This window comes from Devosia sp. P3_B2 (genome assembly GCF_056402875.1).
Genome location: NZ_JBFUGO010000012.1, coordinates 125,070 through 142,711, shown reverse-complemented (window position 1 = coordinate 142,711; position 17,642 = coordinate 125,070). Strand labels below are relative to the sequence as shown.

Here is a 17,642-nt window from a genome sequence, read left to right as displayed (position 1 = left end):
GCTGCGTTGCAATTCAACGAAGGCTTCATGTTCGGCTTCAACATTTTCCTCTCGGTGGCGGCCATCGTCATCAGTGGCGTTATCCTTGTGGCCGGCGCGCGCAGTGAGGCGGCCCTGCACGTGAAGCTCGACTACCTGATCGAGCACTCCCCCGCCACCAACAAGGTGGTCGGCCTGGAACACAAGGACGCGCGGGAGATCGAAGAAGAGCGCCGCCGCGTCGAGCGGGAAGTTGCTGAACCCAGGCGACGACCATGAACGCGCGCCCAGCCCGGCTGAATGGGCTGTTCTCGCTCAGGGAGGCAGGCATCGAGCGGCACGATGAACAAGACGTCCAAGAAACCGAGCAAACGACTTCGCCCCTCTCTTCACGTTGTCCAGCACGCGCACCTCCGAGCCAGCCGTGGTTGAAGTGGTGCCGGCGGCGCTGCGTGGAGGGCCGGCCTTAGAACCGATCAGGTATGAGGCATGCCACAACGTGCCGCCCATACAGAGAGCTAGGACCGCTGCAAGCACCAGCCAGACGAGTACAACTGCCCAGCCCCAATCAAATCGTCCTCGCAGCAGGTAGTCCCCCTTTGACGGAGGCCAGCCAATCCGAACTTCCTTAGAACCGCTGAACGGCTGGTGGAAACGGCAACGTCACCGCCGATTTTGGTTTCGCCCAGGAGTCAGGTTGCCGGGGCCACGTCGGCCGGTACGACCTGCCGCATCTTGCCGTCCTCGTCGGGGGCGAAGACTTGAGCCTTGCGGCCCACGTCACCGAAGATTTCGGCGAAGCGGAACGCGTTGGCAGTTGCATGTTGGGCGGTCTCGAACGGGCCATAGGACTTGCCCTCGCAGTCGACCCACCATTGGTCCATGCTCTGGACCACCAGAAACCAACAGGTCTTCACGGACGGTCGAACCTCACAACGACTTCCATCGACCCGCGCCGGACCACGGAACAGGGCACCGATCCCTCGTTGGGGACCGACAGCTTGAAGGCGGAAGGAAGAGTGGCGTTACGGCCAACGCGAAGCATTGCACCGGTGCCGGATGCGAGGGATGCACATCGCAACTCGCAGCGATCTCGCCATCGACGATGGATGTTCCCTTTCAGCACGCGCTGTCTGGGAAAACTCCAGAAATCAGTCATTTGGGCCCCTTGCATATCGTCTGACCCAATGCAGCCAGGGCGGCGTGGTTCCGGACCACCGACTTCAGTCGGTACTCACGCGGCCGCTAGGGGAAGGGAGCGGCGGGCGCCCCGATGAGCGCCTGGAGCGCCCGCCGTGAGATGCCCCTCAGGTTGCGGCGAACGAAGGGCATCCGGCCAGGCCCCGCAGAAGAGCCTGGTTACTGATGGGGACGCCGACCCTCGTTTTGCAGACAAACCAATCAAGGCGGAGCGCGTTGGTTCCAGGAGGCGGACTTCAGTCGCCACCCGCATGGCGCCTGAAGTCGTCGCCCGGAACAGGTCCCCTATGTCGGGGTTCATGCACCACACCCGGCTCTAGGAGATCAAAAAATGAAAACGCTACTCGCACTATCCCTCGCCTGCGCAATGGCGATCGGCTCGGCCCCGGTCCTCGCACAGGACAACAATGCCAACCCGGCTGCACCAGGACAGGACCGCACCTGCCTGGTCACGACTGGCGTGCCGAACAGCTGGAACGACGTCGACGTCGTCGGCACCAAGTGGCTGCCGCGCAAGGCCGCGGAAGCTCAAGCGAAGAAGGACCCCACCACGATGAAGACCTTCGAGTACGCCGACGACCCACTGGTACTCAATCACACGTACGCCTCGGCCGAAGAGCTGTGCAACAAGCACTTCGTGAAATGACCACCTCAAGCCCGCGCTGACCTGCTTGCCCGAAAACCGAGCCGACAGCCGATGCGCCTCCGCTTCAACTGCCGACTGTCGAGGTCCCGGTCTCCAATACGGAGGCTGGGGCCTTCTGCGTTCCTTCTTCGATTGGTACTGAGAATGAAGCAACGACCGCCCAGGCGAGCACCAAGGCTGCCAAGCCTGCCGCCAGGGCAACCCAGATTGCGCGATCTGACTGAATAGCTTTGTACCCCCGGAGATGCCTTGCGCTTCGTAGCGGACGGCGGCTAGCCGGACCAAAGTCCGTAGTGGGACGGCCGGGGCCGGCAGCACCGGCATCTTGGCGCGCGAGCCAAATGGCGCCATCGACCTCGTGCGGCTCGTCGTCCTCGTCGAACCCGAACCACCCGCACCAGTAATGGAACTCAAGGTTCTGTACCTCGCGATCGGCACTCGGCCGTGGTGGTGAGCCAGTTGGCCAACTGGCGCCAACCCGGATCGATTTTTGAGATGCGGAGTTCTCACAGATCGGGGAGGCCGGGCGATGACGCGTTTCTTCTTTGACCTCCATGATAGCGCCGACGGCGTGTTCAACGACCTGGAGGGGCAAGAGCTTGCCACTGACGAGCTAGCGCGAGTTCAGGCTGCGCTTACCCTCGCTGAGATAGCTCGAGACTGTCTTCCGATGACAGCTCCCCCAGGGACCTAATAGTCGTCGTGCGCACCGATGCTCACGGACCGCTGTTAGAAACCCGTCTGCATTGGGAGACGCACCATCTAGAGGGCCAGACCGGAGAATTACCCTGACCTCCAATTACCACAGGAGACAACTGCGCGATGCGCTTCTTCAAAGATAACGGTCTGACCATTGTCCTGATGGCTGCGTTCCTCGCAACGTTGATGGGCATGCTATTCGCGGGGTGGATGGCCAACAATGCCGAACTCGCTGAGCATGGTTGGGCAACCATGGGGCTCCTGGAGTTCTTCCTCTCCGGTGAATTCAACTCTGCCGTGTTCGAGAACTGGGAGAGCGAGTTTCTCCAGATGGGGTTCTATGTCGTGCTGACGTCGTTCCTGTTCCAGCGTGGCTCGTCGGAATCAAAAGATCCGGACGCTGCCGAGGAGGTAGATGAAGATCCGGCAAAGAAGAGCCGCAACAAGTCAGCGCCTTGGCCGGTACGAGCGGGCGGGCTGTGGTTGTGGCTCTATTCCTACTCGCTTGGGATCGTGCTTGCGGGACTCTTTCTCGTTTCTTTCGTCGCCCACTGGCTTGCCAGCGCGGCGGCGGCGAACGAAGAGGCCGCCCTCCACGGGGAAGCACCAGCAACTCTGGTCGATCACCTCTTTAGCGCGCCGCTGTGGTTCGAATCCCTCCAAAACTGGCAGTCCGAGTTTCTGTCGACTGCAGTAATCGTGGTGCTCTCGATCTTCCTGCGGTTCCGCGGATCCCCAGAGTCAAAGCCTGTGGCCGCGCCCCATGCAAAGACAGGAGGGTAGCGCAACCGCACCACTCGCCCCACATTGAAGTGGGCCGCCCACCGGCCCACTCTCACCCTTATCGCAACCTCTTGACGGGTCCAAAGTCCGCTCCCATCTGGCAGGTCGTCAGCGGTCAAACCGTATTGCTTGTTTCAGACGATCGGAGGAAGTGATGGGACATCGGCCCTTTTCCAAACCTGTATTCTTGAAGCTCCACCACACGGGAAATTTCCAGGCGCGAAGCGCGTGGGAGGCTCTGGAATATCTCGACCTGCATTGGCCGGAAGCGCGGACCGCGCACTACCGCCAGGCTCGCGCCCTCTGCCAGTCGGCAGTGGACGGTTTCGTTGATGCGGAAGCTGCTCGGAACGCTGTCGTCGACGCAGCCCAGCGGGCAGGAGTTCTAGCTAGAGGCTGGGAAGTTGACGGTGTGCCCACCAACACGGTGTTTGTCGCGAACCGCCCCTCGTGGACCAGTGACGCCGAGGACGATGACGTAACTGACGTAGACCTTATCGGGTACTATCATCCCCGCGAGATCCTTGCGGACCCCTCAGTGGCGCCAAGCAGGAAGAAAACGATGCTGGCGTTCTGGGGCTCGGACATTCACGCGGTGGCGGGCGCACCGGCTCTGCGGTGCGTGCGAGGAGTCACTGTCACGATCGATGACATCCGCATCGCGATGGACACACTCGACAAGGAGATCGATCCGGCCGCCATGCATCCCAAAGCAACTGGTCGAAATCATGAGGTCTAGAAGGGGAGCAGGAGCCACAGCATAACGCCCAGTCACCGGGCCTAGGGGCTCCGCTGCTGGTGGACGCTTTCACTGTGCCCGCCTCGACCTGTAGTTGGGGAAGCCCGCGGCGAGCCGAAGAAGCGGTTGCTGAGCAGCTAGCTCTGCTCTTCCTGTTGGTGCACGCCCCACGTAGCGGAGCGCTGTTCGGCAACTCCGGTTTGCACAACGATCTCCGCCACGTCTTGGGGCTGGGGGATGGAGCGCCCAGCTTTTCGGCCTAGGCGGACTTTCGGTGCTGGGAAGCGATCCTCAGGGTATGCCTTCTGCACTTCGTGTCTCCATAAGAGTGAGGCCTGCCCCCAACGGAGGCAGGCTGAGTTTGCGCTATTTGTCGTTCTTGTGGCTCTGGCGACCCGCCTCGGCGTGCTGTTCGCGAGTACCGCCTTGCGTGCCGCCGGACTTGCTATCGTCGTCCTTGCGGCCCTGGCTGCTGGAGCTCTCGCTCTGCCTGCCGCCGGGAGACTGCGACTTGCCCTGGGAGCCGGCACCCTGTTTGTGGTCCGAGCCGCCGCCCGAAGACCTATTGCCGCCAGAACCTTGCTGATTGGCCATTTTGTTTCTCCTCTAAGGATGATTCCCTAGGGTGGACAAACTTGACCGTGGTGGGTTCGTTCCTGACCAAATATTTCGGTCGGAATGTCTTTTGATATTGACGGCATTGGCTGTTGGCGGTTCGCTCGACACTTGTCCCGCTTTCGCTAAGGGAGTTCGGGCATTGGACGGAACCAGGCAGGGCCGATATGCTGAGTGTTCAACAGTGGGGCGTGTACATGCCGAAGTTTCCTCCTAGGCCGCCAGCACCAAGTGTACGCGTGAAGATCGGCGCCGCCATCGAACGCAGCCGAGGGCTGTCCAAGGATGAGCGGCCAATGTCGCAGCAGGAGGTGGTCAAGGACATGATTGCCAGGCTGGATCTGCCAGCATCGCTCAAGAAGCAACTGCGCCGCCGACACGGACTGGAAACGCACTAAAGCTCGGCCCCGACTTCAACTTTGAAGCCGGGGCCGCGAATTGCACGCTTCTGTGGCCGGTGCTAGCCGGCAGTCGCGCTCGAGACCACGTAAACGATGACGGTGTCGCCATCCGCAGTGGCGCCCAACACATCCGCCATCGTGGCGCCACGCGATTGAACCGCAGTGACGGCCGCAGCATTGGCTTCCAACGCCTTACGAATGTTGGTTGCCCCTTCGGCGGCCAGCGCCGAAGAAGTCTCGTCCGCTGCGCAGTTCGACACGAGCACCACCTTGACGTTCGTGGCGGCAGTCAGCGCGCCCGGATCAGCCATCTTGAGGGTGCTCGTGACGCCAGCCAGGCCGCTGGCATCGCAGGCTATTGTGTCGTTGGACAGTGCTGCTAAAGCTGCCTCGGCTGCGGCGGCTTCTTCCAAGGTGACAGTACCGTCGCCGTTTGCGTCGAGCACAATGCTGGCATTGCCGCTGGCGGTGATGACGGCGTTGGCCGCGGCGATTTCCTCGGCACTGAGGGTGCCGTCGCCGTTTGCGTCGACGGTCAGGCTCGCCGTTGCATTGGCAGAGGCGCTTGCGCCAGCCGTTGCGGCCGCGGCGGCATCGGCTGCCGTTTGTTCCTCAGCGGTGACGTTGCCGTCTCCGTTCGCGTCGGCGGTTACACCGGCCGCAGCGTTAACCGTCGAGTCGACCTGCGCGTATGCCGGATTCATCGATAGTGCCAGAGCAGTGGCCAGCGCTAGAATTGAGATGCTTTTCATTGTTCTTGTTCCTTTTTGGGGCCGGGCAGCATCTCAACTTCCCCCGGGGAGTATGGTTGCGTCTCCCCGCAAGGGGGCCTTAACTCCGGCTAGTTCTCGCCGCGCCTATTTTCTCTCCCCCGTCCTGAATTTGCAGAGCTCGCGCGACAGGGCATCGATCAGCTTATCGAGGCCCGGCGTGCGCGTCCGGTGCCGCACTTGGTCCATCAGACACGACAGGGTTTGCTTGTCGGCAGCCCGGATCGAAAAGAGCGCGACGACATCCGGCCACGGCGCCGCCAGCTGGTCATGGCGGGCACATAGTTATTGCCGTAGCTACTATAGCCGCTGCAACACCATGCAGTCGAGAACCGCCCACAAGTGGATGCTTGCCCCCACCACAACAAACGTATGCCAGATCACATTGTGAAAGCGCAGTCTCTCCCATAGGTGGAAAACGATCCCTGAGGAGTAAGCCACGCCGCCTGCCAGGATCAGCATGAGCGTGTTCGCCGGCAGGGCTGCGGAAAGTGACTGGAAGATAAGCAGGCCACTGAAGCCGATGCCGAGATAGAGCAACAGCGCTAACCGGCCGAAATGCTGCGGTATGATCAGCTTCAGGGCGATGCCAACGAGGGCAGCGCTCCATATGGCGACCAGCATCAACATGCCGGTGGGAGTGTCGTTGAGCAAAGCCAGGAGCGGCGTATAGGTGCCTGCAATCAACAGAAAGATGGCGGCCTGGTCGAACCTCGCCAACACGCGCTTGAGCGGGGTAATCGGCGAGAGGTTGAACGCGAACGAAACGCTGAGGACAAGCAAGAGCGAGCCTACATATACACAGATCATGGGCCATTCCGACGGCGCGTTTCGCAGTCCGCTGAGGGCCACGAGCGTTCCTCCCAAGGAACCCGCGATAAGCAAACCGATCGCATGGATTACCGCGTCGCCGATTAGCTCTTGCCGGGAGTAGGGCTCGCCGCGGTGCCACCAGGTGCGGTTGGAGAACTGAGGGGAGAAGATCATCGCTTGCCTCGCTTGGGCCTCGCTTGGGCAAAGACAACGTCATTCAGGGCGAACCGATCCGCCTCACCGTCGCTTCGCTGATCAAACCCGGCGGCCAGCACAATCTCGACGACCTCGACCGCCTGTTCGACACGGTCAGACGGGAGAAGGGCAAGATCGATGTCCTCTACGCGAGCGCCGGCATGGGCGAAGCCCTCCCGCTGAGCGAGATTACCGAGCAACACTTCGATGCGGCCTTCAACCTGAACGCGCGCGCATCATGAGCTACGCAATTGTAGGATTCGGCAGGATAGGCCAGGCCCCTCGCCCACGCCTTCGCCCGTAAGAACATCGAGGTGGCGGTCGCGAGCCGCCGGCCGCCCGAGGCGTTGGCCCCGCCAGCTCGGGCGATTGGACCCACGGTCGTCGCCAAGTCGCTGCGGGAGGCACTCGAGGCCGATACAATCATCCTGAGGGTGGCGCGCTGGTGCACGCCCGGAGCCGCACCTGGGGCCAGTTCATCTTCCAGGATTTGTTCAAGAAGGAGCAGTGATCTGCGTATGAGCCCCGTTCGAAGAGCGGGGAGACCGGCGACGGAGCGCCAGATCTGCAGGTCGCTTAGTATCTCTCGACGATCGGCGGCGTCAAAACTGCCCCTCTCGTAACTGCGACTTCGCTTGGCGAGAGTTCGACGATCACGACTCCCGTAAGAGATAGGCATCGAGCCTCCGGCGACCCGTAGCTCTGGTCAACGGGCCTGGCAGCGTTGGGGGTGGATTCATTTTCTGGGTGTGGCGGTTGATGACCGGTTTCAACAAGGCACTCGACGACCGCGACGCCGCAGCCGGTCTTGAAAGGGAGCGATCGTCGAGGAGGACATCCGCCGGGAGTTCGGCGACTACAAAGTCCACGCAGCAGAAACCTTTGCTCCCAATGAAGTGACTCGGCGGCGTAGGCCGGGTCGAGAGCGCCGTCGACAGGTTGACGGGTCGAATCCATCGGCTGCTGGAAGCGCAGGCGAACGCACCTCAGCCCAGTCGGAGGAGCGGCGCAAGATCGCCGCGATTGGCGCCGCCCTGATCCATTGGCAGAACTGTAGCGTGAAGGTGACAGTTTGGCGGCGATACGCCCGTGCTGCGCGGATCCCGCTCGCCAAGATTGCGGCCCGCAGTTAGAGTCTTCGTATCATTGGGGAGCTTTCCATGAATCGCATCACCACGGCCTTCCTCTGCGGCGTCGCAGCATTTGCATTCGCGCCTGTCACCCACGCGGCTGATCTGATCATCGAGGAACCGGCTGCGGGCATAGTCGACGTCTCGGGGGACTGGGATGGCGCCTATGTCGGCGTTTTCGCCGGTGGGGCTTGGGGCACCTATGAGGACAACGGCCCGGTCGGGGGCGACGAGGACATCTCGGGCTGGCTAATTGGCCTTGCGGCCGGCGCGGACTTCACTGTCGCCGATGGTATCGTCGTGGGTGTAGTTGCGGACGCCGCGTGGTCCGATGTGGGCTTCGGCTTCACCGATATCGCCGAAGAGTACAACTTCAGCATCGATTGGCAGGCGTCGCTCCGCGGCAAGCTTGGTTTTGACGGTGGCTCGTTCCTTCCGTATCTGACGGCGGGTCTTGCAGTCGCTGGCACTTCGGTCGATTACGTCAGCTTGGGGCCGGTGTTCGAGGATTCCCAAGTGCACGTCGGTTGGACCGTCGGCGCCGGTGTAGAGTTCGCGCTCACCGACAGTGTGTCGGTTGACTTGCTGTACAGGTACTCGGACTACGGCACGCAGACATACAACGAAGCGGGTCCTGACTACGAGGCGAGCTTCACCACCCATACCGCAAGTGTCGGCCTGAACTGGTCGTTCTGACGGCCTCATAGGATGGACGAACCACATTGGGCCGCCCTCGGGGCGGTCCTTTTTGTTTGCACGGTGCTTCACCCTCCGCGAGAAGAGCTCCATCCTCAACGCGGGCCAAAGCTCCTCGCAGGATGCTTGCCTCAGTCGTCCTACTCGGACATGATCGCCCCACCTGCCTCCCGAAGATAACCCATTGGTTTGTTTGGTGAAGGTATGATCTTCGAGAACTTCGCGCACATTGCTGCGCGCGCACCGGGTACGAGCGGGCTTCGCCAGAACGGCTGTTCTTACTCCTATGGTGAGCTGGTCGAACGGATCGCCCGCATGGCCGCGGGTCTTAGGTCAGGGGGTATCGGGATCGGTGATCCAGTTGCGATCCTGATGCCCAACTCGCCTGAGCTCTTTGTCGTTGTCCACGCTCTGTTCGCGATCGGCGCCATCGCCATGCCGCTTGGCACGCATGCGACCCTAAGCGAGTGCACCGTTTTGGCGCAGAAGGCGGGCGCCGTCGCGCTCATTGTCTGCAACGAACGCACCGAACTAGGAACAAAGGTTGCCGCGAGCGCCGGGGGCATGCGGCCGTTGCGTGTTTTCGTCGCCGTCGGAGAGGGAAACTTCTCGCTTAGCACCCTTGAGGACGCGGCCCCAATCACTCTACCCAAGCTAGATGGCAGCGTACCGGCACTTTACCTGGCATCCTCGGGATCTACGGGCCTGCCCAAGATTGTGCCGCACACCCACGCCGAACTCCTCGCCGACGCCCGGCGGATGAGCTCCGCGTGGCGGCTGACACCAGATGATACAATCATCAACATCCTGCCCGGCAATTTCGCGATGGGCCTGCTGTTAAGTGCCACGGGCGCAGTCGAAGCGGGCGCGACAACCGTCTATTGGGGCGACCGTCGCCCCTTGGTGCTGGCGCGTCAAACCCTGCTCGACGTCCTTGTTGCCGAGCGGGTTACGGTGATGGGGGCGGTACCTGCCATGTACGACGTGCTGGCCGGCGCACCCGGGGAGGCTGGCCTCGAAACCATGCGGCTTGCATTCTCGGGTGGTGCCGGGCTCAAACGTGCGAGTTACGATCGGTTCCGCGAACGGTTCGGGGTCACCTTGCGCCAGGCCTACGGGTCAACCGAGGCCCTCATGGTTTCCCACAATGATGCGGCCGATATCGATGGCCTGTGGGCCAGCGTCGGCAAGCCGGCGGGCGACGCCGAGGTGCGGATCAACTCCGAGGGCGGTCTGGCTTCCGGAGCCGGCGAACTGATGGTCAGGTCCTCATCGCTGACGTCGGGTTATCTGGGCGAAGCTGAGGCGAACGCTGCAAGCTTCCGCGATGGCTGGCTCAGTACCGGTGACATCGCCCGGCTCGATGAGGACGGCAATATATTCATCGTGGGTCGCAGCAAGCTGCTCATCGAGGTTTCGGGCTTCAAAGTCGACCCCATCGAAGTCGAGGAGACGCTACAGCTTCACCCCGCCGTTGCCGAGGCCGCAGTGGTCGGCGTTCGCCTGTCGCCCCATGCCGACCTACGGCTCAAGGCGTACGTGGTGCGTCACCAGGAAGTTGCCCCGGAACAACTGATCCGCTTTCTCCGGGAGCGGCTGTCGGCCCACAAGGTGCCTGCGCTGATTGAGTTTCGCGACGCGCTGCCCAGGAGTTCGGCCGGCAAGGTGATGCGTGGTCGGCTCAGCGAGGAGGCCTGAAACGCCCTATCCCAAGCGACGGGCAACGTAAGCGGCGACGCTCGCCGGCGTCTCGAACAGGTCCGGATTCAGGTCCGCATCCGGAATTTGCAGGCCGAACTCGGATTCGATGAACTGGATGAGGCCGACCAGCCCGATCGAGTCGAGGAGACCCTTCTCCAGCAACCCGGTCTGCGGTGTGACCGGCTCGCTGTTGCCGGCGTCGGCGACTGCCTTGGAGAGGTAGGCCATGACCGTTTGCCCGACCTTGTCCAATTGAGGTTCTCCTACCCAGTATTTGCCATACTTATCATCGCTCTCGCCAATCGCGCCATATCCTCGGTAACATGAATGCGCGACTTGGCGGCACGAGGCGCTGGGGAGGGGATGATGAGGGACAGCCGGAAGCTCGGGGAGCAGGAGCGGCTCCTGCACTACATGCATCCATATGGCGGGTTGATGCCGCTGCAGGTGCTACACATCCGGGGTGCGCTCGATGGCGATCTCGTGACCCGCGGGCTCGATTGGCTGCAGCGGCGGCATCCGATGCTGCGCGCGCATGTTCGTTATGGCGGCCCGGTCTTCATAAGAAAGCCTCCCTTCGTCTATCGCCAACCCTATTTCGACACCGAGAGCACGACCAGGATCCCCCTGCAAATCCGGGACGAACCCTGGGAGGACGTGCTCACCGAAGAGATGAGCAAGCCGATGCCGAGCACCCGGAGCCCACGGTTGCGGGTCACTCTGGTGCGCGATCAGCGAGATCCTGAGCTCAACCATCTGATGTTCTGCGGCGACCATGCCACGATGGACGCCTATACCGCCCACCTGATCAGCCGGCAGCTGCTCGAGTTTTTTGCCGACCCTGCCGTGATGGAGCTTATGCCCCCAGTCAACGACAGCTTGCCGCCGTCCCTTGAGACCGGATTTCCAAAAAAGCCCGATAGCGGTACGAAAGGCTACCAACCCGCGCTCCGCTTGCCACGCCAGCGTGTTCCCGGCGCCAAACGAGCCACCCGCGTCATCGCGCGCCGGCTCGACGTCGCGGCGACCGATGCGCTCAAGGCAGCGGTAAAGGTAAATCGGACCACCCTTCACGGCGCCATTGCTGGGGCATTCTTACTCGCAATGCACCAGCACTACGGCGTAGCGCAGATGACCTGTGTGTCCAGCGTTGACCTGCGTCGGCTGCTAAGACCACCACTGCCGCCCGAAACCTATGGCTGCTACATCGACGTGCTGCGCACCCGGCACGAGCTTGGTCCCGATCTGTGGCCGATCGCTCGTGATGTTTCCTTCAAGCTGGTGACCGCTCTGGCCAAGGACCACGAGGCCGCCTCGCTGCTCAAGCTACCCGGCTGGAAAGCCCTTGCCGCCGAGATATGGCCGGCGATGACGCATAATCGCCGGATCGACGGCCTGGGCATCACGACTGCTGGAGACTCTGGGCTCGGGTACCGCTTCGGCAACCACACGCTTGAGGGCGTAACCATGGGAGTGGGCATCGATTTCGTCGGCCCCTCGATACTGGTGCTTGGGGCCGAACGGCTGGGGGCGCTCGACGTGACCGTGTCTTACGCTACCGACGCACTGCCGGCCGTCGATGCGGCCGCGCTGGCCGACCGCGCGCTGGCTGTGCTTACGGCAGCTGGAGAAATGGCCAACGCCAACTGAGGGAGGACCGCATCGGGATGATGCGGCGGTGCTGCCCCGGTCGCCCGTCACTCAAGCGTCAGCCGGGATACCGAAGACCAGGGTTCTCTGGTTGCACTGGCGTCGGTGCACGGCTCGCTTATTCGGCCGGCGAAGCTAGGCGCGTTGGTAGCAGCTCGCCCACGCGGTCTAGTATTGGATAAGCGGCGGCCGCCACGATGTGGGAGTTCACCAGCTTCATGTCGCGGATCAGATCCAGATGCAGCGCGCTGGATTGAGATGCCGCGGGGAACTGCAGGGGGAAGGCACTAGCCCTCAGGTCGCGCAACGGGAGGCCATGGTGGTGGTTCAGGTTTCTCAACATCTTTTAGATCGCCAATGTCTGGGGCTTCTTTTCCGCTCGTTTTTGCAGCGGGTTTCTTCGGGGTGGGCTTGGAAGGTTTTGCCACGGGAGCCTCTCTTGGGATGCCCGAGGGTAACCTGCTCTCCACTTGAGCCGTTCCCTAGACATGTCTTTTTTAGCTGCCGTTGCTGGCATAAGCGCATATGGTCGGAATTGACCGGACGAGCAGATGCCCTGCGGGCACCCCTAATATCGCTGCAGCCGGGCGTTTTGGCGAAACGCATTGAGCCTGCCAATCCACCACCGGGTGGATAGGTCCTCCTGCGTTAGCGGAAAACATGTCAACACAATCGATCCCCCGCACGGCCATGGTCGTGGAAACCAACTTTCTTATCGCTTCGGTCCTCGAGACCCCACTCGTGAACGCCGGCTATCGTGTTCTAATGGCCACGGATCCGGCCGAAGCGCATGCGTTCCTGAACACTCAGCAGGTGCATCTCGCCCTGATCGACTTCCGTTTGCAGCACGCCGAACCCGATGGACTGGTCGCCAGCCTGAAGCGCCGCGACATTCCGTTCATCTTCTGCACAGCGGCCAGCGTCGAGGAGGTCTATGAGCACTTTCCTGATGCGCCGGTGATGCCCAAGCCGTTCAGCGACGACGATTTGCTGGCGGCCGTTACGGTCCTCGTTTCCGAGCGTGATTCCTACCAGGGCGCATAGTCGGACGGAGTTGGAGAAAGACATGGACACAACGCAAGTACGGCCCCGCAGCCAGCAGACTGCCGTCCAAGAACGCAAGCGGGCCGACGAGACGCTGAAGCCGATGTGGCGGACGTCCGAGAGCGGGCGCCCGCCATGTCTGTCCAAGGTGCGTCCCCCCATGCTCGGAACCAAAGTCCGCCAGCGGCATTGATGGTGCAATCCGCGAGAGCGGACGATGAGGGCGCCCCCGTCCTCATCCCGCGCAGGGCGATGTCGCCCCCATTCCCCGCGCAAAAAAGGAACCCCGGCCACCCCAAGCGGCCGGGGCTCTTTGTTATCGGCTTCGAGTGGGGCATCGAGCGCCTACGTATGCACGCCCAGGCTCCGCCTCTTCGGCTTGTCGCGGTGCTTTGCCGCCAACGCGGACTTAACGTTCACCAAAGGAATCCCCAAGATCCGGTGAATTTCTTCAGGGGTCAGGTTCGGCTGCTTGGCCACCAGGGCCCGCACTTGAGAGGCAGCGGACGGCTTGATCGAGATGGTCATGAACTTCCTCCGAAGCTAGGCGCCGCAGGCGATTCAAACTTGCCCGGGTCGATGGAGTTCCCGGAAACGATTATTGATCGCCGGGCGAGGGCGATGCCGTACGTCGCCACGCCAGCCCTAAAGTCTGGTTCGAGATAGGTGACGCAATACTCCGCGAACTGGAACTGGATTGGTTGACCGAGCCTAACAGCCCAGTCCCCACGCACACTCTAAAGTCATACTCGCGGTCGCGCCGGTCCCTAAAGCGGCGCGACGTTTTCTTTTGCCGTTCCGTTGCCGCCTACCGTCATGGGCGGCTCGACGGCTCACTGGCCGCCTCCTTCACCTCCTGCGGGTCCTCAACCTCGAGGCGAGGTTGGATAGCCGCCTTGGCACCCTGAGCAAACTCCTCGCTCGAATACGGTCCCCACTCGACCTGTTGCCCATCACCATACGTATAGAAGTACCATTTGCCGTCCCGTCTATCGGGGCCGAAAACCCGCTCTGTCATCATCGCCCCCTTTCGGTCCGACAACGCAGCACCGCTTCCGAAGTTCACGCCTCAGTCGATCAAGCAACGGGAGCCGTTGGACTCTCTGATGGACTGGCAAGACCTACCGGCCAGACCCTGCGATTGCACACGGCCGACCGCCAGTCACCCGAGCCGTGATGTCAGCATCTCAGTCGGCGTCGGAGTCATCTTGGCACGTGTGATCAATACTTCGGTGTGGACGCTTGGACCGATGGGAGATAAGGAGAGACAAGGTCTACCGGGCTGGGGATTGATCTTGTCGATAAACTCTACTGCCACCTCGCCGCTGAGGGCAATCAAACGCGCGATACTTCCGTCAGGTCCGAAGATGCGGCGGGTGCCTCTCGGGCTGTTCCAGGGGCTGACGCTGGAGATCGATTTTGCGAAGCAGACGCAACTGTTCCTTGGTTTGTACGAAACCGAGATCGCCCATGCGCTGACGATGTCCGCGGCGGAAGCCGCCTGGATGATAGACATCGGAGCGGGGGTCGGTGAGTTGGCCCTGTGGTTTCTCCGGCGCACGAATGGAACGGTCTACGCCTACGAACCAAGCGGTGCGGCGAGAGATGCCTTTGATCGAAACCGGCATTACAACCGAGAGGGCACCCTCCATCTCTCCGCCGAAGGGATCGGAGACCGGTTCGCCCTCGACGAAGTTCCTGTCGATCGATCACAAAAAGGGCTGGTCAAGATCGATGTGGACGGTGCCGAGATGGAGGTGCTCCGATCCGGAGCCAGGTTACTTGGGTCGCACTGCGCGGACTACGTAATCGAGGTGCATAGCCAACTCCTCGAGGCGGAATGTATCGAGGTGCTGAGTAGCGCAGGATACTCCGCGGCGGTGATCGACAACGCGTGGTGGCGCGTGTTCGTCCCAGAGCGTCGGCCCATCCCCCACAATCGTTGGCTTCACGCGACGCCGTTGGCCGTCCGACCTAAACACATGCCGCTCGGCATCAAACAGAGCTACGATGCGCTACAGCGAGAAAAGGCCCAGCCTTCCTAAGGGAACCCGGGCAAGTCATCCGGGGTTGCGCATAGCATCAAAGGGCGTTTTTTCCCCGGCGAGGCCGAGGTGCCGTTGGGTTCCGGACCGCACTGGCGCAATGTCGGCTAGAAGTGTCGCTCCTTCGCCGAGGTCAACCAGGCGAGACCGGCGATCACCGGCGTCTTCCACTCGATCGTCAGCCCCTGCTCGTCGGTGCGGATTGGCCAGTCGACGACATCCTCGATGTGAGCGGCGGTAGTGTCGAGCGCGCACCGTTGGAGAAACGCACCGTAACATCAAGCTGCGGCCGCTGCGTACCAAGTTCCCAATAGGCGCGGGGAACTTAGTTATTGGATACTGGCCTGTTTTTCTTCGACCCTACGCAACAACTTGCTGTGAACCCAACCGATCCGATCTCCGCCAACCGTGATCAGTACCCACCCACGGTCCTCCTTGATGACCGTAACCGGTGTCCGCCCTTCAGTGAGAATAGCTGTCGCGCTGTCTTCTTGGGGCGGCCCGGACACGTAAGGACTCGATTGCGACCGTGTGCCTGAGCGTCGATGCCAGCGGCTTGGCCAGCGGACCTGGTTCTTGCGAAAGGGACGCCACCGGCACCGATTTCGCGTCGAGATCGTCGGGCTTGGCCGCGGGCAGTACGGCCACGTAGCTCGGTTTCAGATTTGTGGTCTTGACGGGTGTCGCGGCGGCAATCCTAGCAACCGTGTGTCGGCTGTGAAGCTAGGCCGGTGACGGTCATGACGCCGGAGAGCAGCATGACGGATGCGAAGAGTGCCAAGGACATAAAGGTGCTGGCCATTTTCAGCTCCGATTGTAGTCGGAGCGATGGTCGGCCAGTGGAGGGCACATGTGTATTTTGGGGTCAGCCATCGCTCACGGAGAGTCAAACCTGAGCGGACTGCCTGAGTTCCGGATAGCGACTTCAGTCACCATCGGACCGGCCGATGTGACCTTCAGTGCTTGCCAGGCAATGCCGGCCGCTGCGTGTTTATCGCCAGTTGGCGAACTGCCCCACCAGCACGATGCCAAGAGCGATTAGAACGACGATGGCCAGCCAAGCTGCAACCATCCAACCAATGCCGTAACGCCCCCTGAGCACGCGACCCTCCAACATGGGCCCATGGCGCTGAACTCTGCTGGACCCGGAGCATCAGAGCGGAACATTAGCTTGGTTTGCGTTTGGTGCAACGGGCGATGCCGAGGGCATTAATGCACGTTTGCACGCGCCAGCGCCAAGGCCTCGCGGTAACCCCGACATCCATCTAGGGACCCCGGCAGCCAGTCACTCCCGGATCGCCGAAGGAACCCCTGTTTCAACTGTCGCCAAACTCCCCCCGGCGCCAACCGGCAATCGATCTCATGGGTCTCCGAAAAGTCTTGAGGGGGTCGGTTCGGACGTCAGATGGTCCGCCGCCTCCTGCAGCGCGGCGACGCGATCACATTCTCAAGGGACGCCACGGCGTCGGCTGGATGGACGCGCGGTTTTCGCGTCCCCGTTGGGCCGGCGGCACGGGCCGAAAAAATCTTGCTCGGCCTCTTGAAGGGCCGGTCTACCCTGCCCAAATCGATTTTCGCTGGTCGCCTAATAGGGGCCGGCAGCCCCGGGGTGAGCCTCGCGGCGCACCCCTCGTATCTATGTTGCTCTAAGGAGAATGTGGCTATGAGAACCTACGACTTCACTCCCTTCTATCGCTCGACCGTCGGGTTCGATCGCTTGTTCGACCTACTCGACAGCGGAACCCGGGCGGACTGGCCCCCGTATGACATCGAGAAGGTCGGCGAGGACCAATACCGGATCACCATGGCGGTCGCCGGCTTCAGTTCCGACGACATCGAGATTACCCAGCAGGGCAGCGACCTGCTGGTGACAGGCCAGAGGGCAGCGAAAAACTCAGATCAGGAGTTCCTGCATCGCGGCCTCGCCAACCGGACGTTCAAGCAGAGCTTTAGCCTGGCCGACCACGTCAGCGTGACCAAGGCCGCACTTGAGAACGGCCTTCTGGTGATCGAGCTGGTCAGGGAGCTGCCCGAGCAGCTGAAGCCCCGGCGCATCGCCATCGGCACAGCCGGCAGCTTCTCTGAACAGGCCCCTCCCGCACAGATTGGTCAGAGCTCCAATCTGAACTAACCATCGGAGACTGAGGCCAGTTGCGCCTCCCGGGCTCTCCCGGGAGGCCATGTGTGGAGGTATGGAGATGAAAAGAGCGTTCTATCCATCGGACGAATACGACAGCGAGCAGGACGAACGTCGCCTCAAAGCCGCTCACTCGAAGTGGCATTGGAAGGGGTGGGCCCATCGCGATGATGATGACGACGACGATCCCCCACCCGCGCCGGCAGCAGCCCGGCTGCCCAAGCCGGTTCCCATCGTTGACGGCGTGGGATTGATGCCAGTCGCATAAGACGATCGAGCGACGAGGCGCTCGGCTTCAGGATGAGCGTTCCGAAAGTCGAGCGCTATCGTGCACGAATTTCCGGGAAGAAGGATATGGGCAAACTATCGAAGTCGTGGAAGACGGCACTCGTTGCTGGG

Annotated in this window: 21 protein-coding genes and 2 pseudogenes; 16 read left to right on the top strand and 7 right to left on the bottom strand. The window is 61.8% G+C overall.

Annotation, left to right across the window (positions count from 1 at the left end; genetic code table 11):
- Positions 1-258: low affinity iron permease family protein (locus AC1DV8_RS18485; RefSeq protein ID WP_477158447.1), on the top strand; the 258-nt coding region annotated here is incomplete at its 5' end.
- Positions 259-671: 413 nt separating this feature from the next.
- Here the strand turns inward: AC1DV8_RS18485 and AC1DV8_RS18480 are convergent.
- Positions 672-863 carry a hypothetical protein gene (locus AC1DV8_RS18480; RefSeq protein ID WP_477151396.1) on the bottom strand — a complete coding sequence of 64 codons (192 nt, stop codon included), beginning with the start codon at positions 861-863 and terminating at the stop codon, positions 672-674.
- Between the two features lie 647 nt (positions 864-1,510).
- Between AC1DV8_RS18480 and AC1DV8_RS18475 the strand changes: the two genes are divergently transcribed.
- From AC1DV8_RS18475 to AC1DV8_RS18455, 5 genes are all read left to right on the top strand, one after another.
- Positions 1,511-1,825, top strand: a complete 315-nt coding sequence (locus tag AC1DV8_RS18475) for a hypothetical protein (protein ID WP_477151395.1) — start codon at positions 1,511-1,513, stop codon at positions 1,823-1,825.
- 325 nt (positions 1,826-2,150) lie between these two features.
- Positions 2,151-2,279 carry a hypothetical protein gene (locus tag AC1DV8_RS18470; RefSeq protein WP_477158446.1) on the top strand — a complete coding sequence of 43 codons (129 nt, stop codon included), beginning with the start codon at positions 2,151-2,153 and terminating at the stop codon, positions 2,277-2,279.
- A 75-nt stretch (positions 2,280-2,354) separates the two neighbouring features.
- Entirely contained in the window at positions 2,355-2,519 is a 165-nt protein-coding gene (locus AC1DV8_RS18465) for a DUF6894 family protein (protein WP_477158445.1), read from the top strand.
- A gap of 128 nt (positions 2,520-2,647) precedes the next feature.
- A complete protein-coding gene (locus tag AC1DV8_RS18460; protein WP_477158444.1) occupies positions 2,648-3,307 on the top strand; it encodes a DUF6766 family protein in 660 nt (219 codons plus the stop codon).
- A gap of 154 nt (positions 3,308-3,461) precedes the next feature.
- On the top strand, positions 3,462-4,046 hold the full coding sequence (locus tag AC1DV8_RS18455; protein WP_477158443.1) for a DUF982 domain-containing protein: 585 nt from the start codon (positions 3,462-3,464) through the stop codon (positions 4,044-4,046).
- Positions 4,047-4,412: 366 nt separating this feature from the next.
- Here AC1DV8_RS18455 and AC1DV8_RS18450 read toward each other — a convergent pair whose 3' ends face one another.
- Positions 4,413-4,640 carry a hypothetical protein gene (locus AC1DV8_RS18450; RefSeq protein WP_477151390.1) on the bottom strand — a complete coding sequence of 76 codons (228 nt, stop codon included), beginning with the start codon at positions 4,638-4,640 and terminating at the stop codon, positions 4,413-4,415.
- A gap of 260 nt (positions 4,641-4,900) precedes the next feature.
- Here AC1DV8_RS18450 and AC1DV8_RS18445 point away from each other — a divergent pair, with 260 nt between their 5' ends.
- Complete coding sequence (locus AC1DV8_RS18445; RefSeq protein WP_477158442.1) at positions 4,901-5,059, top strand: hypothetical protein; 159 nt, start codon at positions 4,901-4,903, stop codon at positions 5,057-5,059.
- Between the two features lie 62 nt (positions 5,060-5,121).
- Here AC1DV8_RS18445 and AC1DV8_RS18440 read toward each other — a convergent pair whose 3' ends face one another.
- Positions 5,122-5,814 (bottom strand): EF-hand domain-containing protein, encoded by a 693-nt coding sequence (locus AC1DV8_RS18440; RefSeq protein ID WP_477158441.1) that lies wholly within the window; start codon positions 5,812-5,814, stop codon positions 5,122-5,124.
- A 318-nt stretch (positions 5,815-6,132) separates the two neighbouring features.
- A complete protein-coding gene (gene trhA, locus AC1DV8_RS18435; protein WP_477158440.1) occupies positions 6,133-6,819 on the bottom strand; it encodes a PAQR family membrane homeostasis protein TrhA in 687 nt (228 codons plus the stop codon).
- Positions 6,820-6,908: 89 nt separating this feature from the next.
- Between trhA and AC1DV8_RS18430 the strand changes: the two are divergent.
- The 4 genes and pseudogenes from AC1DV8_RS18430 to AC1DV8_RS18415 all read left to right on the top strand — a co-directional run.
- Positions 6,909-7,079 (top strand): annotated as a pseudogene (locus tag AC1DV8_RS18430) (SDR family NAD(P)-dependent oxidoreductase); the annotation flags it as partial.
- Positions 7,079-7,277 (top strand): annotated as a pseudogene (locus AC1DV8_RS18425) (NAD(P)-binding domain-containing protein); the annotation flags it as partial. The pseudogenes AC1DV8_RS18430 and AC1DV8_RS18425, both read left to right, overlap by 1 nt.
- A 723-nt stretch (positions 7,278-8,000) precedes the next feature.
- A complete protein-coding gene (locus AC1DV8_RS18420; RefSeq protein ID WP_477151386.1) occupies positions 8,001-8,666 on the top strand; it encodes an outer membrane protein in 666 nt (221 codons plus the stop codon).
- A 204-nt stretch (positions 8,667-8,870) separates the two neighbouring features.
- Positions 8,871-10,364 (top strand): class I adenylate-forming enzyme family protein, encoded by a 1,494-nt coding sequence (locus AC1DV8_RS18415; RefSeq protein ID WP_477158439.1) that lies wholly within the window; start codon positions 8,871-8,873, stop codon positions 10,362-10,364.
- Positions 10,365-10,370: 6 nt separating this feature from the next.
- Here AC1DV8_RS18415 and AC1DV8_RS18410 read toward each other — a convergent pair whose 3' ends face one another.
- Positions 10,371-10,619, bottom strand: a complete 249-nt coding sequence (locus AC1DV8_RS18410) for an acyl carrier protein (protein ID WP_477151384.1) — start codon at positions 10,617-10,619, stop codon at positions 10,371-10,373.
- 114 nt (positions 10,620-10,733) lie between these two features.
- Here AC1DV8_RS18410 and AC1DV8_RS18405 point away from each other — a divergent pair, with 114 nt between their 5' ends.
- Complete coding sequence (locus AC1DV8_RS18405; protein ID WP_477158438.1) at positions 10,734-12,017, top strand: phthiocerol/phthiodiolone dimycocerosyl transferase family protein; 1,284 nt, start codon at positions 10,734-10,736, stop codon at positions 12,015-12,017.
- Between the two features lie 660 nt (positions 12,018-12,677).
- Positions 12,678-13,061, top strand: coding sequence for a response regulator (locus tag AC1DV8_RS18400; RefSeq protein WP_477158437.1), 384 nt, complete (start codon positions 12,678-12,680; stop codon positions 13,059-13,061).
- Between the two features lie 345 nt (positions 13,062-13,406).
- Here the strand turns inward: AC1DV8_RS18400 and AC1DV8_RS18395 are convergent, their stop codons facing one another.
- Positions 13,407-13,589, bottom strand: a complete 183-nt coding sequence (locus tag AC1DV8_RS18395; protein WP_477158436.1) for a hypothetical protein — start codon at positions 13,587-13,589, stop codon at positions 13,407-13,409.
- 689 nt (positions 13,590-14,278) lie between these two features.
- Here AC1DV8_RS18395 and AC1DV8_RS18390 point away from each other — a divergent pair.
- The gene (locus AC1DV8_RS18390) at positions 14,279-15,106 is read left to right on the top strand and encodes an FkbM family methyltransferase (protein ID WP_477151975.1); all 828 of its coding nucleotides are present in this window, start codon (positions 14,279-14,281) and stop codon (positions 15,104-15,106) included.
- Positions 15,107-15,435: 329 nt separating this feature from the next.
- Here the strand turns inward: AC1DV8_RS18390 and AC1DV8_RS18385 are convergent, their stop codons facing one another.
- Positions 15,436-15,615: an SH3 domain-containing protein gene (locus tag AC1DV8_RS18385; protein WP_477151861.1), complete on the bottom strand. Its 180-nt coding sequence runs from the start codon at positions 15,613-15,615 to the stop codon at positions 15,436-15,438.
- A gap of 1,154 nt (positions 15,616-16,769) precedes the next feature.
- Here AC1DV8_RS18385 and AC1DV8_RS18380 point away from each other — a divergent pair.
- Positions 16,770-17,237, top strand: coding sequence for an Hsp20 family protein (locus AC1DV8_RS18380; protein ID WP_477158435.1), 468 nt, complete (start codon positions 16,770-16,772; stop codon positions 17,235-17,237).
- Positions 17,238-17,304: 67 nt separating this feature from the next.
- The gene (locus AC1DV8_RS18375) at positions 17,305-17,511 is read left to right on the top strand and encodes a hypothetical protein (RefSeq protein WP_477158434.1); all 207 of its coding nucleotides are present in this window, start codon (positions 17,305-17,307) and stop codon (positions 17,509-17,511) included.
- Positions 17,512-17,642: the final 131 nt, after the last annotated feature.

Coding starts and splice junctions, on each gene's coding strand:
- AC1DV8_RS18480 (WP_477151396.1), bottom strand. CDS start 863: ATGGACCAATGGTGGGTCGACTGCGAGGGCAAGTCCTATGGCCCGTTC.
- AC1DV8_RS18475 (WP_477151395.1), top strand. CDS start 1,511: ATGAAAACGCTACTCGCACTATCCCTCGCCTGCGCAATGGCGATCGGC.
- AC1DV8_RS18465 (WP_477158445.1), top strand. CDS start 2,355: ATGACGCGTTTCTTCTTTGACCTCCATGATAGCGCCGACGGCGTGTTC.
- AC1DV8_RS18460 (WP_477158444.1), top strand. CDS start 2,648: ATGCGCTTCTTCAAAGATAACGGTCTGACCATTGTCCTGATGGCTGCG.
- AC1DV8_RS18455 (WP_477158443.1), top strand. CDS start 3,462: ATGGGACATCGGCCCTTTTCCAAACCTGTATTCTTGAAGCTCCACCAC.
- AC1DV8_RS18450 (WP_477151390.1), bottom strand. CDS start 4,640: ATGGCCAATCAGCAAGGTTCTGGCGGCAATAGGTCTTCGGGCGGCGGC.
- AC1DV8_RS18440 (WP_477158441.1), bottom strand. CDS start 5,814: ATGAAAAGCATCTCAATTCTAGCGCTGGCCACTGCTCTGGCACTATCG.
- trhA (WP_477158440.1), bottom strand. CDS start 6,819: ATGATCTTCTCCCCTCAGTTCTCCAACCGCACCTGGTGGCACCGCGGC.
- AC1DV8_RS18420 (WP_477151386.1), top strand. CDS start 8,001: ATGAATCGCATCACCACGGCCTTCCTCTGCGGCGTCGCAGCATTTGCA.
- AC1DV8_RS18415 (WP_477158439.1), top strand. CDS start 8,871: ATGATCTTCGAGAACTTCGCGCACATTGCTGCGCGCGCACCGGGTACG.
- AC1DV8_RS18405 (WP_477158438.1), top strand. CDS start 10,734: ATGAGGGACAGCCGGAAGCTCGGGGAGCAGGAGCGGCTCCTGCACTAC.
- AC1DV8_RS18400 (WP_477158437.1), top strand. CDS start 12,678: ATGTCAACACAATCGATCCCCCGCACGGCCATGGTCGTGGAAACCAAC.
- AC1DV8_RS18395 (WP_477158436.1), bottom strand. CDS start 13,589: ATGACCATCTCGATCAAGCCGTCCGCTGCCTCTCAAGTGCGGGCCCTG.
- AC1DV8_RS18380 (WP_477158435.1), top strand. CDS start 16,770: ATGAGAACCTACGACTTCACTCCCTTCTATCGCTCGACCGTCGGGTTC.
- AC1DV8_RS18375 (WP_477158434.1), top strand. CDS start 17,305: ATGAAAAGAGCGTTCTATCCATCGGACGAATACGACAGCGAGCAGGAC.